Consider the following 14,266-nt stretch of genomic DNA (forward strand, 5'->3'; position numbering starts at 1 on the left):
ACCGAACGATTGAGTTGAGTAGAATTGGTTGGTCTGCGCTGCCCCCCATTGTCCTGCCGGACATTTCTCCCCGTATAGGGACGGGGAGAAAGGCGCTGTCATCGACGGCTTCGCTAGTCGCCGGCGTTGCAGAAGGGCGCCGGCTTCACCACAGCTCCCTTCTCCCCGTCACTATACGGGGAGAAGGTGCCGGCAGGCGGATGAGGGGCTGCGCCAACCGAGGCCCCTCAAGCTCCACTATCTCACAGGCCGTTGTCCTTCAGCACCTGGGCGGCGTTTTCCTTGGTGATCTTCTGCGTCGGCAAGGTGATGGTCTTCTCGACCTTCTCGCCGTTCAGGAACTTGATCGCCTGGCGCAGGCCTTCCGCACCTGGGGTGACATAGGTGAAGGTCGCCGTCAGCTCGCCCTTGTTCACCATCTGCACGCCTTCGTTGGGCAGGCCGTCTATGCCGATGAACTTGATGTCCTTCTCGCGGCCGACATCCTTGGCGGCGAGATAGGCGCCGTAGGCCATCGGGTCGTTATGGCCGTAGACGAGATCGATCTTCTCGTTGGTCTTCAGCGCATTGGCCATCAAATTATAGGCTTGGTCCTGTTTCCAGTCGCCCGACTGCTGGTCGAGCAGATATTTGATGCCCGGTTCCTTGTCGGTGAATTCATGGAAACCGTCATGGCGGTCATGCGCCGGCTGGGTGCCCATGCCGCCCCAGATCTCGACGACATTGCCTGCCGCCTTGCCCTTGCCGCCGAGCAGTTCGACGGCATATTCGCCGGCCGCGCGGCCGATCAGCTTGTTGTCGCCGCCGACGAACTGGGTGAAGTCCTTGGTGTCGACGTTGCGGTCGAGCACGAAGACCGGAATCTTGGCGTCGATCGCCTGCTGCACGACGCCGGTCAGGCCGGCCGATTCCTTCGGCGACACCAGGAGCGCGTCGACTTCCTGGCGGATCAGGTTCTCGACGTCGGCGACCTGCTTCTCGGTCTTGTCCTCGCCGTCGGTGATGATCAGCTCGACATCGGGATGCTTGGCGGCCTCGGCAATGATGTCCTTGTTGAATTGGGCGCGCCAGGGCTCGATGGTGGTCACCTGCGAGAAGCCGATCTTCCACTTCTTGTCCTGGGCGAAGGCATGTCCGGTGGAGAGCATTGCCGTGGTGGTCAGCAGGGCCGCACCGAATGCGGCAAGCTTCAGCATGTCACGTCGTTTCATTTCTTGTTTCCTCCGAGATTGAGAGACGGTGTCTCTTGCGACGGCCGTTTCGCGGCGGCCGTTTCCCTGTGCGCCGCTCCGGGCAGGCGCAGATAGGCCATGAGATCGCCGGCATTGCGCTCCTGCACGAGCACGGTGCCGATGATGATCATCCCCTTCAGCACCAGCTGAAGGTTCGAATTGATGTTGTGGAGCTGCAATATGTTGGACAGCAGCCCGAAGATCAGCACGCCGCAGAAGGTGCCTATCAGGCTGCCGCGCCCGCCCATCAGGCTGGTGCCGCCGATGACCACGGCGGCGATGGCGTCGAGCTCCAGCCCGGCGCCGGCGTCCGGCTTGCCTTGCCGGTACTGCGCTACGTAGAGCACGGCGGCGATGCCGGCGAGCAGTCCTGATATGGCATAAGTGGCGATCTTGACGCGGCCGGCGGCGATGCCGGAAAGCCTGGCCGCCTCCTCATTGCCGCCGATGGCATAGACATAGCGGCCGAACGGCGTGAAGCGCAGCACCGCGCCGTAGATGACGATGGCGCCGAGGAAGAACAGGCCGGGCATCGGGATGACGCCGAACACCAGCGAGCGCAGCAGCTCGAAATCGGCGGTGGCGTTGGAACCGGTATAGACCGGCAACACGGCATTGTTCTGGCCGGCGGTGAGCCGGGCGATGCCGAGCGCCGTCACCATCATCGCCAGCGTGACGATGAAAGGCTGCAGCCGTCCGCCGACGATGATGAAACCGTTGATGGCGCCGAACAGCAGACCAACGCAAGGCGCCACCAGAAGCACGCCGAGAACGCCGAATTTGGGCTCGATCTGCGGCAGCAGGTACGAGAGCGAAAGGCAGCACAGGACGATGCCGACGATTGCCGGCGTGACCAGGCCGCGAACGGTGTCCAGCCTCACGTCGCGGGCCACGGCATCAACGCCGGCGCGGGACTTTTCCACGTTGAGGAAGATGAAGCGCGTGACCACGAAGCCGAGACACAGCGCAACCAGGGCAACCGTCGGCACGCCCAGCACGACGCCCGGCGTCACGCCCGGAACCGTCAGCAGCATGGCGCACACCACCGAGCAGATGGCCATCAGCGAGCCGACGGAAAGGTCGATGCCGCCGGTGATGATCACCGCCGTCATGCCGGTGGCGATCAGCCCGGTGGTCGACACCTGGCGCAGCACGTCGAGGAGATTGCCGTAGGACAGAAAGATGTTGTTGCCCTTGGAACTCACTGGCGAGCCCAGCACGCCGATCAGGAAGATGGCGATCAGGCCCCAGTAGAGCTTGGTGCGGGACAGGAGTTTCAGTGCGGTCATGCGGCGGGTCTCGATAGGGTCCGGCGCGGTGCCGCGAGGCGCATGATGGCCTCCTCGCTCGCCGCTTCGCGGGAAAGGATGCCTGTCTGGCGGCCGTCGGCCATCACCAGGATGCGGTCGGAAAGATGCAGCAATTCCGGCAGCTCGGAACTGATGACGGCGATGGCCAGGCCATCGCCCGCCAGCCGGAAGATGAGGTCGTAGATCTCGCGCTTGGCGCCGACATCAATGCCGCGCGTCGGCTCGTCGAGCAACAGCACCCTCGGCCTGGTCGCCAGCCACTTGCCGATGACGACCTTCTGCTGGTTGCCGCCCGACAGCGTGCCGGCGGGCTGGTCGATATCCCGGCAGCGGATGCCGAGCGCCTTGACAGCCTGCCGCGCCAGCCCCTGTTCGCCGGCCAGCGAACGGATGCCGAAGCGGGCCAGCGCTCCGACCAGCGGCAGCGCCACATTGTCCGATATCGAGGCCTGTAGATGCAAGCCTTGCGTCTTGCGGTCCTCGGTGACCAGTGCGATGCCCAGCCGCCGCGCATCGCGCGGTGAGCGGATATCCACCGGCTGGCCGTCGAGCCGGATCTCGCCGCCCGCACGGCCATCGCTCGAGCCGAAGATCGCTTCCATGATCTCGGTGCGGCCGGAGCCCAGCAACCCGCCAATGCCGAGGATTTCTCCGGCGGCCAGATCGAAGCTGACGCCGCCGATCACCTGCCGCCAGCCCTGGCGGTCTGGCTTCGACAGCGACAGATCGCTGACCGAAAGCACGATCCTGCCGCCGGGATCCCGCTCGTCCTGGGAGGATGCGAGCAGGTCCCGTCCGACCATCGCCGAAATGATGGCATTTTCGTCAAGCTCGGCCATCGGCCGCGTCAGCACATGGCGCCCGTCGCGGAACACGGTGACGCGGCCGGCCAGATGCATGACCTCGTCGATGCGGTGCGAGATGTAGACGATGGCGACACCGCTGTCGGCAAGCTGGCCGATGATGCGAAACAGCCGTTGGCATTCGGCCGGCGACAGTGCCGAGGTCGGCTCGTCCATGATCAGCATACGCGCCGACATCGACAGCGCCTTGGCGATCTCGACCAGCTGCTGTTCGCCGACACGCAGCGCGCCGACGCGTGCGTCCGGATCGAGTTCGATGCCGAGCCGCTGCAGGAGGGCGCTTGCCGCGCGGCTGCTCGCCTTGCGGTCGACGATCAGACCCGCGATCAGCTTCTCGCGCCCGAGAAAGATGTTGTCGGCGACGCTGAGCTCCGGCACCAGGTTGAGCTCCTGGTGGATGATGGCGATGCCCGCGTCCTCGGCGTCGCGCACGCCGGCGAAGCTGACCGGCCTTCCGTCGATGCTGACCGTGCCTTCGTAGCCGGTATAGACGCCGGAGAGGATCTTCATCAGCGTCGACTTGCCGGCGCCGTTCTCACCCATCAAGGCATGCACTTCGCCGCGCCGCAATTCGAAGCCGACATCGACGAGCGCGGCGATGCCGCCAAAGCTCTTCGAAATATGCTCGGCGCTCAGAACGGTGTCCGAGCGATCCGATGTCGCATTGCGCGCCGAGGAAAGGGAATTGCTCTGTTCCATGACAATGGCGGCCTCCCTTCCGTCTTCGTCAGCTTCTCGAACGCTAATCTAAACGTTTCGATCCTGTCAAGCCGATATAGGGTGACGAAACTTTGATGCATTTCAATTCTTGCCTAAAATGACGGGATTCCGTAGGTATTGCTGGCAAGGGGTGACGAAACGTTTCGAAAATGACAGCGTCAGGGCCAAAAAAACAACGCAAATCCACCGCGCCCACCATGTTGCACGTGGCCGAAGCGGCGCGTGTCTCGGTCGCCACCGTGTCGGCGCTGATCAACGGCACCGCAACCGTGAGTCCGGAGCTCAGCGCTCGCATCGAGCAGGCGATCCGCGATATCGGCTACAAGCGCAACGCCATCGCCCGCAGCCTGAAGATGGGTACGACGCGCACCATCGGCTTGACCGTTCCCCACATCACCAACCCGTTCTTCACCGCCGTCGTCTCGGTCATCCAGCAGGCCTTCGATCGCGCCGGCTATGCCGTCATGCTGTGCTGTACGGACGAGGATTTGAACACCCAGGACGACCAGATCAGGCTGCTGCTCGACCGCATGGTCGACGGGCTGATCGTGGCGCGCGTCGGTGACGGCGCGATCCTCGAGCGGATCGTCGCCGATGCCAACGTGCCGGTGGTGCTGATGGATCGCCTGTGCGAGGGGGTCGACACCGACGCCGTGGTTCTCGACAACCAGCGCGCGGTGTTCGACGCCATCAGCTATCTGATCGACCTCGGCCACCGCCGCATCGGGTACATCACCGGCACCTCGGATATTTCACCCATGCATGACCGCATGACCGGATATTGCGAGGCGCTCCAGGCCGCCGGCTTGCCGGTGGCCGAGGAACTGGTTCGCTCCGGCAATTTCCACGAGATCGACGGCTACAACGCAACCATGCAGCTGCTGTCGCTGCATGACCGGCCAAGCGCGATCTTCTCGGCCAACAACCCGATGGTGATCGGAACCATGAAGGCGATCCGCGACATCGGCTTGTCCTGTCCGGAGGACATTTCGGTCGCTTGCTTCGACGATTTTCCCTGGTCCGACGTGTTCCAGCCGCAGCTGACCACGGTGGCGCAGCCGGTGCAGGCCATCGGCGAGCAAGCGGCCAATCTGCTGCTCGACCGCCTCGCCGGCAACCGGGACACGCCGCCGCGCAAGCTCGTGCTCAAGGGCCGCCTGATGATCCGCAATTCATGCCGGCCGCTGGGGGCGGTTCAGAGCGTCAGTGCCTAAAGCATGATGCCGAAAAATGTGAAGCGGTTTTCGGACGCCATCCTGCTTCCCGAGATTTGGAGCCTGATCAGGGCGTAAAGACACCGGAACACAGCGCCTGCAGCTTCGAAAACACGCCCTTGCCGCCCGTGATGACCTGCGTGCCGCTCTGCAGCACCGTCTTCGGGTCCGCCTTCAGAACGGTGCCGCCAGCCTCCTCGATCAACAGCATGCCGGCCACGCAGTCCCAGGCGTTCATGTGTTCTTCGACATAGCCGAGCAGCCGGCCCGAGGCGACATAGGCGAGCATCAGGGCGCCTGACGCGTTGCGGAAGAAGACGCCGCCTTCGGCGAGGATCTTCTTGATCAGCACGGCGATGTTTTCGGCCTCGGCCCGGTTTGAGAAGCCGGTGCCCACCGAACCTTCTTCAAGGCTGGTCGCCGCGCTCGTCCTCATCGGCCTGCCGTTGACGAAGGCGCCGCCGCCCAGCCTTCCGTGGAAGGTCTCGCCGGTCGATGGCTCGTGGATGACGCCGACGATCGTCTCCCCATCCCGGGCGCAAGCGATCACCACGCACCAAGCCGGAATGCCGCGCACGAAATTGGCGGTGCCGTCGATGGGGTCGATCACCCAGACATGGCCGGTAGAGCCGGCGACCGAGGCATGCTCCTCGCCGATGATGCCGTCCCGCGGATAGTCGGCGGCGATCGCCGCGCGGATGAACAGCTCGACCTCGCGGTCGGCTTGCGAGACCAGGTCCTGATGGCCCTTGCTCTCGATGGTCAGGCTGTCGAGATCGCGGAAATACCTCAGGCCGAGTTCGCCGGCGCGCCGCGCCAGATCGATGGCGAACCGCATGCGTGCTTCGAGATCATGTGTCACGGGAAAGCTCACTTGCTGCCGATGGATGCCTTGCACTTAGCAGAGCATTGTGACCGGCAAAAGCACCCGGCGAAGTACAAGACGTCAGGCCGCTTGCGACAGCGATTTGTGTGCCTCGGCCAGGATTTCGAAGGAACGCACGCGGGCGGCGTGATCGAATATCTGCGCGGTGACCATCAGCTCATCGGCGCCGGTGCGGCGTACGAACGCATCGATGCCTTGGCGGACCGTTTCCGGCGAGCCGACGACGGCGCAGGACAGCGCCTGGCCGAGCATGGTCTTGGCCATCGGGTCGAGATTCCGGTCATAGCTCTCGACCGGCGGCGGCAATCTTCCGGGCCTGCCGGTGCGCAGATTGACGAAGGCCTGCTGCAGCGAGGTGAACAGCAGACGTGCCTCGGCGTCGGTGGGCGCTGCAAAGACATTGAGGCCGAGCATGACATGTGGCTTGTCGAGCTGCTCAGACGGCTGGAAGCGCGAGCGGTAGATGTCCAGCGCGTGGTCGAGTTCCGCCGGGGCGAAATGCGAAGCGAAGGCATAGGGCAGGCCGAGCATGGCGGCGAGCTGCGCGCCGTAGAGGCTCGACCCGAGAATCCAGATCGGCACCGTCTGGCCTTCGCCAGGCACGGCGCGCAGGCGCTGGCCTTCCTCGGCCGGCAGGAAATAACCCATCAGCTCGACGACATCCTGCGGGAAATTGTCGACGCCGGCCTCGAGATTGCGGCGTAGCGCCCGCGCCGTGTTCATGTCGGTGCCGGGAGCGCGGCCGAGGCCAAGGTCGATGCGGCCTGGAAACAAGGCCGCCAGCGTGCCGAACTGCTCGGCGATCACCAGCGGGGCATGGTTGGGCAGCATGATGCCGCCGGCGCCGACGCGAATGGTTTTGGTGCCGCCGGCAACATGGGCGATGACAACCGATGTGGCCGCACTGGCAATGCCTGGCATGTTGTGGTGCTCGGCCAGCCAGTAGCGCTTGTAGCCGAGCCGCTCGGCGTGGCGGGCGAGGTCGAGCGAATTGGCGAGCGATTGCGAGGCATCGCTGCCTTCGACGATCGGCGACAGGTCGAGGACGGAAAGTTCGGTCATGTACTGGTCTCCACGATCTTCTTCTCGCGCACCCGAGCCTCGAGGGCCGTGCGGTCGGGAATGGTGATGCCGAGCTGGCCTTCCAGCGTGTCGGCGAGTTCAGTGGCTGTGGCGATCTGCTTCTGTTCGGTGCGGCCATCAATGTGATGGATCGACAGGCGATCGCCGCGCAGCGCGTAGCGCCGGTCGGGCGCGGCGCGCGCCGCCAGAACCGAGGTCAGGAAATGCGATGCCGGGTTGGTCGACATGAAATAACTGGTGACGGAATAATCGACCTCATAGTGCGGCTGCAGATCGAAGCGATACAGTGAGCGCCAGCCGCCGCCGATGGCGGCCTGCAGGCGGAAGTGATCGCCGGTTTCAACGATGCGGAACGTTTCGTGCGGGGTCGTTTGTTCGAGGTCCGGCTCGAGCAGCAGCGGGGCGGTCAGCGTCAGGCCGCCGAAGCCGACATCGGCTATATAGGTCCGGCCATCGAGCTCGGCGCGCAAAAGCATGTGGCTACGCGCCGTGATCGCGTCCTCGCTCTGACCCCAGAGCACACGGGCGGCGAGGCCGCCGACCTCGAAGCCAAGCGCCTTCAGCGCGTGCATGAAAATGAGATTGTGCTCGAAGCAATAGCCGCCACGCCCGTCGAGGACCATCTTGTCCTGCAGCGATGCGGCGTCCAATCGGACCGGGCGCCCCAGAAACGGATCCATGTTCTCGAAGGGGATCGCCTGCGGATGCAGGAAATGAAGCGTCTTCAGCGTGTCGAGCGAAGCATCACTGGAACCGGCATGGCCGATCCGGGCGAAATAGGCGTCGAGGTCGAAGGGAGCGTCGTTCATCGGGAAGGGCACCGGGCACTGATCGGGCGGATATAGGCATTCGATCCCGCCGCCGCAAACGGTGCGCCTGTTATGCGGCGGTCGTGCCGTCCTGTTCGTCGGCGTCCTCCTCCACGACCGCCGTATGTTGGGCGGCGAGAAAATTGCCGACATGGCTAAGGCTCTCGAAATGGTCGCAGAACACCTTGACGACGACCAGCAGCGGCACAGCCATCAGCGCGCCGACGAAGCCCCACAGCCATGACCAGAATGCGATGGCGATGAAGATCGCCACGGCGTTGATCTCGAGCCGCCGCCCGACCACCATCGGCGTCACGAACTGGCCTTCGACGATGTCGCACAACACCAGGAAGGCAGGCGCCAACAACGCGTAGGCGATCGTGTCGAAGCTGATCAGCGCGATGACCGTGACCAGGACGAGCGTGATCATGGCCCCGACATAAGGCAGGAAATTGAGCAGAGCGGCCGCGGCGCCCCAGACCAGCGGATTGGGCATGCCAAGCGCCCACAGGCCGAGGCCGATGACCGTGCCGAGGCCGGTGTTGATGATTGTGACGGTGAGCAGATAGTGCGAGATTTCCCGCTCGACGTCGTAGACGACGCGCAGCGCCCGCTTCTTTTCGGTGAGGCTGGCGAAGGACTGGATGATCTTCTCGTAGAACATCGTGCCCGAGGCGAGCAGGAACAGCGACAAAACGAAGATGATGGTCAGGCTTGTTCCGGCCGACAGGATGTTGCTCGCCGCCGACGACAGGAAGCCGGACTGCGCCACCGCGACCTTCTGCACACCCGGTTCCTGCGAGGTCTCGGTCAGCCCTTCGATCTGGTGCGCGATCTCCATGATCCTCTCGACCGGCCGCCGCAACTGCGCCAGCCGTTCGGTCAGTTGCTGGCCGATGGACGACGTGTTGTTGATGAGATCGATGACGGGGCCGCTGAGCACATAGCCGGCGCTCGCGAAGACGAAGAGGGACACAAGCACCAGAAGCGTCGCCGAGACCACTTCGGGAATGCCGCGCTTGCGCAGCAGCCGCACGATCGGCGTCAGTGTCAGCGTCAGCAGAAAGGCCAGGATGACCGGCATGAAGAAGGCGCGCGCGAAATAGAGCGCATAGATGCTCATGAACAGGAAGATGCCGATGAGCAGCGAGCGCATCAGGCGTGTGTCGGCGCGCGTTACCAAACGTGACTCCTCGGCCTCGGCAACGCCTGCGCCCAAAGCGGCGGGTTCGGCTTTCATCGTGGCCCCCTCGGTGGCGCACCACAACTGATGCAATCCGCAGACGAAAACGCCGGCACGGCTTCAAGGTTCCGTTAGCCGGCACTGCCGCACGGGCCGCCGTCAAGGGATCGTGCCGCCAATTGCGCAACCGGAGACTCGGCTGCGAGTGCGCCATATTACATGCGGTGTAATTGAGCCCGCGCAGGTGGCGGGCCTGGTACGGGAGCAAGCCTTCGCAACGGTCGCAGGGCCAGCGCGGCGAGAAATCGCCCGCGCGATACACCTACCCTGAAAAAAGGACAATACGATGCAAAGATTTACCCTTCAGACAATCGAGTCGGCGCCGGAGAAATCCAAGCCCTCAGGCGCCGCCACGGCCGGCACGGATTTCGCCGTTTCCTTGCGCACGATCGGCGCCACCTTGGTGCCATAAAGCTCGATCGCCTTCATGATCTTGGCGTGCGGCATGGTGCCGATCGCCATTTGCAGCAGGAAGCGGTCGTTGCCGAAAATCCTGTGCTGGGCGACGATCTTTTCCGCCACCTGCTCCGGATTGCCGACGAACAGCGCACCATCGGGACCACGCGACTGGTCGAAATGCGCGCGCGATGTCGGACCCCAGCCGCGCTCACGGCCGATGCGGTTCATCACCTCGGCTTGCGGGCCGTAGAAATCGTCCGCCGCCTGCTCGGTCGTGTCGGCGATGAAGCCATGCACGTTGATGCTGGTGGCCAAGCCTGCCGGATCGCTGCCGGCGCGCTTGGCTGCATCACGGTAGAGGTCGAACAGCGGCGCGAAGCGCGCCGGTTCGCCGCCGATGATGGCAAGCGCCAGCGGCAGGCCGAGCGCGCCCGCGCGGGCTGCCGATTGCGGCGTTCCGCCAATCGCGATCCAGACCGGCAGCCTGTCCTGGAAGGGTCTGGGATAGACGCCGCGATCGTTGATCGGCGCGCGCAGACTGCCCGACCAGGTCACCTTCACCTGATCGCGGATGGCAAGCAAAAGGTCGAGCTTTTCGGCGAACAGCTCGTCATAGTCTTCGAGGTTGTAGCCGAACAGCGGGAAGGATTCGATGAACGATCCGCGCCCGGCCATGATCTCGCCGCGGCCGCCTGACAGAAGGTCGAGCGTGGCGAATTGCTGGAAGACGCGTACCGGATCGTCGGAGGAGAGCACGGTGACAGCGCTGGTCAGTCTGATGCGCTTCGAACGCTCCGCCGCCGCGGCCAAAGCCACGACCGGCGCCGAGGCGGCATAGTCGGGCCGATGGTGTTCGCCGAGGCCAAAGACGTCGAGGCCAACCTGGTCGGCCAGTTCGACCTCCTCGATCAGGTTGCGCAGCCGCTCATGCGGGCCGATGGCGCCGGGACCCGGCACAGGGCTCACATCGGCAAAAGTGTAGAGGCCGAGTTCCATTTGAATGTCATCCCAGTGTGTTGATTGTCGCCCTAGAGGTAGCGACGCGTCCGTCGCGCCGCCAGAGGGTGGCTGGTGAACAGTGCATGTCGATTTCGGCGGGAAATGCGTCTCCCCGGTGCAACATCCCGGAATTTCATGGCTGCCATACCGTTTTGGCGCTTGAACTCCCGGTTTTCACGCGTATGTAAGCCTCGCGAATAGACTTCAAGGAAGTGGACTTGGCTATCTACAGGGAAAAAGACATTTTCGAGCGGCGCAATGCCGCGACCGAGGCAAAGAAGGCGCTTCTGGAGCGCTTCAAGTCAAAGCCGGCAGCAGACGATCCCGCGGTGCTGGCACGACAGGCCGAACGCAAGGCAATTCTTGCGGCACGTGAGATCCGCGAGGCCGAAAAGGCCAAGCTGAAGCAGGAAAAGCTGGCGCGCGAGGCGATCGAGAAGGCCGAGCGTGAGGCAGCAGCTGAAGCGGCGCGCATTGCCGCCGAAGAGGCAGCGGAGGCGGAAGCAAAGCTTCGGGAGGCTGAAGAGAACGAGCGTATTGCTCGCTTGCTTGCCGATGAAGCCGAGCGCAAGGCAAAGCGCGACGCGCGCTACGCAGCACGCAAGCAGCGCACCGGCAGGACTCCTCCCGGCTTTACGGGTCGCTAAGAGCGCACTCGCCTCGACGGATGACCAACAAGGGACGCGCCAAGGCGCGGCCCTTTTTCGCTTGTCCATGTCGCCGACCGGAAGCCCCTGCATCCAGGATGTCGGCTTGGACATCCGGGGATATCGGCTCGGTCGATGTCGCCCGCCGGCGGACAAGGCCGTTCAGGCCGCGAATTTCAGCCCCATGATGCCGCAGACGATCAACGCGATGCAGCCGAGCCTGATCGCCGTGGCGGGCTCGCCCAGCAGCCAGATGCCGAGCAGCGCCGTGCCGACGGTGCCGACACCGGTCCATACCGCATAGGCGGTGCCGACAGGCAGCGCCTTCAGCGCCAGGCCGAGCAAGGTGAGGCTGACGATCATCGACGCGACCGTGAGCACGGTTGGAACCAGCCTGGTGAACCCGTCGGTGTATTTGAGGCCGATTGCCCAGCCGATTTCGAACAGGCCGGCGAAAAACAGAAAAGTCCAGGACATCGCAACGCTCCATCGGAGCATCCAGGCTTCCGGCCTTGGCTGCTCACTCGACAATGGCGGGTCGTCCCGGCCGAATTTTCGGAAAGTGCGAGGTCGTCCCCGCGCCGTCGATATAGGGCTGTCCGAATGCCCGATCAACACGTGCCGGCGGCATTGTCGAATGCCGCCGGTGAAATCCCGCCGCGCCGGGTTGCCGGGACTTACTTTTCCTTGAGCCTCATTGCCTTGACCGGCGGCGCCTTCAGGGCCGGAGCGGCTACAGGCTTCTTGGCGTCTTTCTTCGGTTTGCGGGCTTCCTTGCCTGCCTTCATCGCACCTTTAGCCATGATTCGTTCCTCCAGTTGCGGGAAACGGAGTGAAACAAGACAAGCGTCTCTAGGCAAGGGGCTGTTTCCGTCCCGCCACCACTGCCAGTGCCCGTATCAACCGCTTTTCCGGCCCCCAATGGCCTCGGGCGGGCAACGCCGAGGCCTGAACGGATCGACGGGTTATGCGTTCAGGATGGATATGGAGCTTCAGCGCGCGGGTGGCTAAGCTCCCCGGCACAAGCTCGCGAGTATCGGAGGCGGCGAGGAAGATGGCAGGGCACGGCGGCTCCAGAACGGTCATCTATGCGGCGCTTGCCGGCAATCTCGCCATAGCGCTGACCAAGTTCGCCGCCGCCTTTTTCACCGGCAGTTCGGCCATGCTGTCGGAAGGCGTGCACTCGCTGGTCGACACCGGCAATGGCGGCCTGCTGCTTTACGGCATGCACCGCGCCGCGCGCCCTGCGGACAGTACGCATCCGCTCGGCCATGGCCGCGAACTCTATTTCTGGAGCTTCATCGTCGCCCTGTTGGTCTTCGCGCTGGGCGCCGGCGTGTCGTTCTACGAGGGCGTCGTCCACATCTTGGCGCCGGAGCCGGTCTCCAACGTCAAGGTGAACTATATCGTTCTGGGCCTGTCCTTCCTGTTCGAAGGCAGCTCCTGGCTGGTGGCACTGAAGGAATTCCGCAAGCAGAAGGGAAGGCAAGGCTGGCTGCAGGCCGTGCAATCGAGCAAGGACCCAAGCGTCTATACGGTGCTGTTCGAAGACAGTGCCGCGCTGCTCGGCCTGACCGTCGCCTTTGCCGGCATCCTGGCGGCGGAGATTTTCGAGATGCCCGAACTCGACGGCGCCGGCTCGATCGGCATCGCGCTCATCCTCGGCGCGACGGCAATCTTCCTGGCGCGTGAAAGCAAGGGCCTGCTCATCGGCGAGCCGGCCTCACCCGAGGTGCAGAGGAAGGTACTGGCGATCGTCCAGCAGGATCCGGCGGTGCAGCGGGCGAACGGTGTGCTGACGGTGCATATGGGACCGGAAGAGATCGTTGCCGCCCTGAGCGTCGAATTCGAGGACCATCTGGCGGCGCCGGAGATCGAGGCCTGTGTCGAGCGCATCGAGGCGCGGCTGAAGAAGGAAATGCCTGAGATCGCGCGCCTGTTCGTCAAGCCGCAGACGTCAGGCACCTGGGAAAAGCGGCGCAAGGTGATCGAATCCGCGTCAGGAGAAAGTTGAGCATGACCCCGAAACCCTCTTCCTGATCATGCCCTGGCCTCTGGACCAGCGCCGCGCCGTTGCCTCGCATCCCCGCGTCGCTAAGATCAGCCGAGCGATTTTGGAGGAATGACGATGAAGATCGACGGCAGCTGTCATTGTGGTGCTATCACCTACGAGGCGGAGGTCGACCCGGAAAAGACCTCGATCTGCCACTGTACCGATTGCCAACAGCTGACCGGTACGGCCTTTCGCGTCACCGTTCCCGCGCCGCAGGATCACTACCGGATCACCAGGGGCGCGCCGAAAATCTATATCAAGACCGTGGCGAGCGGCGCCAAGCGCGCCCAGGCTTTTTGTGCCGATTGCGGCTCGCACCTTTATGCGACATCGGTCGGCGACGGTCCGAAGGTCTATGGGATCAGGGTCGGGACCTCGCGGCAGCGTCAGGACCTGGTCCCGAGACACCAGAAATGGCACCGGTCGGCGCTGCACTGGCTTCCGGAATTCGAGGGCATGACGACGGTGGAAGAGCAGTAGGGTTAGTAGGCTCCCACAAGACCTCTGCGATTAGCGAAGCCTCCTATCGCTTCGTCATCCTCGGGCTTGACCCGAGGATCCATGCCGTGACCTTGCCGAAGGATGCCGTGGAACGGAATTCTGCACTGTTGCGGCGCGCCGCGGTCGCGGCATGGATTCTAGGGTCTGCGCGCTTCGCTCCGCTCCTTGCTCCGCCCTAGAATGATGGGTGGACGGCCCCTTGCGGCATCGAATGTGCCAAGCTGGTCGTGTTGAAACACCAGCGGAGGAGACCGTCCGTCATGCAAGCTATCAGATTTGGAATCGATCTGGCCAAGAATGTGTTTCA

The 14,266-nt window shown here is 63.8% G+C and carries 14 protein-coding genes; 4 read left to right on the forward strand and 10 right to left on the reverse strand.

Features of this window, described 5'->3' with window-relative positions; all coding sequences use genetic code 11:
* Positions 1-242 precede the first annotated feature (242 nt).
* Genes EN804_RS30365 through EN804_RS30375 form a run of 3 tightly spaced genes read right to left on the reverse strand, consistent with a single transcriptional unit; the run spans position 243 to position 4,104 of the window.
* Entirely contained in the window at positions 243-1,211 is a 969-nt protein-coding gene (locus tag EN804_RS30365; RefSeq protein ID WP_127873277.1) for a substrate-binding domain-containing protein, read from the reverse strand.
* Positions 1,208-2,521, reverse strand: a complete 1,314-nt coding sequence (locus tag EN804_RS30370) for an ABC transporter permease (protein WP_135921967.1) — start codon at positions 2,519-2,521, stop codon at positions 1,208-1,210. Before EN804_RS30370 ends, EN804_RS30365 begins: the two co-directional genes overlap by 4 nt.
* Positions 2,518-4,104, reverse strand: coding sequence for a sugar ABC transporter ATP-binding protein (locus EN804_RS30375; protein WP_135921968.1), 1,587 nt, complete (start codon positions 4,102-4,104; stop codon positions 2,518-2,520). Before EN804_RS30375 ends, EN804_RS30370 begins: the two co-directional genes overlap by 4 nt.
* A 218-nt stretch (positions 4,105-4,322) precedes the next feature.
* Here EN804_RS30375 and EN804_RS30380 point away from each other — a divergent pair, with 218 nt between their 5' ends.
* On the forward strand, positions 4,323-5,339 hold the full coding sequence (locus tag EN804_RS30380; protein ID WP_127280930.1) for a LacI family DNA-binding transcriptional regulator: 1,017 nt from the start codon (positions 4,323-4,325) through the stop codon (positions 5,337-5,339).
* 67 nt (positions 5,340-5,406) lie between these two features.
* On the opposite strand, the gene EN804_RS30385 is transcribed toward EN804_RS30380, so the two are convergent.
* The 5 genes from EN804_RS30385 to EN804_RS30405 all read right to left on the reverse strand — a co-directional run bounded on the left by EN804_RS30385 (position 5,407) and on the right by EN804_RS30405 (position 10,755).
* On the reverse strand, positions 5,407-6,201 hold the full coding sequence (locus EN804_RS30385; protein WP_135921969.1) for an inositol monophosphatase family protein: 795 nt from the start codon (positions 6,199-6,201) through the stop codon (positions 5,407-5,409).
* An 84-nt stretch (positions 6,202-6,285) separates the two neighbouring features.
* Positions 6,286-7,287, reverse strand: coding sequence for an LLM class flavin-dependent oxidoreductase (locus EN804_RS30390; protein ID WP_135921970.1), 1,002 nt, complete (start codon positions 7,285-7,287; stop codon positions 6,286-6,288).
* Positions 7,284-8,117, reverse strand: coding sequence for an arylamine N-acetyltransferase (locus tag EN804_RS30395; protein ID WP_135921971.1), 834 nt, complete (start codon positions 8,115-8,117; stop codon positions 7,284-7,286). The genes EN804_RS30390 and EN804_RS30395 overlap by 4 nt, the downstream gene beginning before the upstream one ends.
* A gap of 70 nt (positions 8,118-8,187) precedes the next feature.
* Positions 8,188-9,357, reverse strand: a complete 1,170-nt coding sequence (locus EN804_RS30400) for an AI-2E family transporter (protein ID WP_135882719.1) — start codon at positions 9,355-9,357, stop codon at positions 8,188-8,190.
* A gap of 306 nt (positions 9,358-9,663) precedes the next feature.
* A complete protein-coding gene (locus EN804_RS30405) occupies positions 9,664-10,755 on the reverse strand; it encodes an LLM class flavin-dependent oxidoreductase (RefSeq protein WP_135921972.1) in 1,092 nt (363 codons plus the stop codon).
* Positions 10,756-10,976: 221 nt separating this feature from the next.
* Here EN804_RS30405 and EN804_RS30410 point away from each other — a divergent pair, with 221 nt between their 5' ends.
* The gene (locus EN804_RS30410; RefSeq protein WP_127873285.1) at positions 10,977-11,405 is read left to right on the forward strand and encodes a DUF6481 family protein; all 429 of its coding nucleotides are present in this window, start codon (positions 10,977-10,979) and stop codon (positions 11,403-11,405) included.
* A gap of 162 nt (positions 11,406-11,567) precedes the next feature.
* Here the strand turns inward: EN804_RS30410 and sugE are convergent, their stop codons facing one another.
* Complete coding sequence (gene sugE, locus EN804_RS30415; protein WP_135921973.1) at positions 11,568-11,882, reverse strand: quaternary ammonium compound efflux SMR transporter SugE; 315 nt, start codon at positions 11,880-11,882, stop codon at positions 11,568-11,570.
* Between the two features lie 200 nt (positions 11,883-12,082).
* Positions 12,083-12,208, reverse strand: coding sequence for a hypothetical protein (locus EN804_RS38745; RefSeq protein ID WP_127278273.1), 126 nt, complete (start codon positions 12,206-12,208; stop codon positions 12,083-12,085).
* A gap of 251 nt (positions 12,209-12,459) precedes the next feature.
* Here EN804_RS38745 and EN804_RS30425 point away from each other — a divergent pair, with 251 nt between their 5' ends.
* Both EN804_RS30425 and EN804_RS30430 read left to right on the forward strand, forming a co-directional pair.
* Entirely contained in the window at positions 12,460-13,419 is a 960-nt protein-coding gene (locus EN804_RS30425; protein WP_135921974.1) for a cation diffusion facilitator family transporter, read from the forward strand.
* A gap of 114 nt (positions 13,420-13,533) precedes the next feature.
* Positions 13,534-13,938 (forward strand): GFA family protein, encoded by a 405-nt coding sequence (locus EN804_RS30430; RefSeq protein WP_135862588.1) that lies wholly within the window; start codon positions 13,534-13,536, stop codon positions 13,936-13,938.
* Positions 13,939-14,266 lie beyond the last annotated feature (328 nt).

It is taken from the genome of Mesorhizobium sp. M8A.F.Ca.ET.161.01.1.1 (genome assembly GCF_004792105.1).
In the GTDB taxonomy this organism is placed as follows: domain Bacteria; phylum Pseudomonadota; class Alphaproteobacteria; order Rhizobiales; family Rhizobiaceae; genus Mesorhizobium.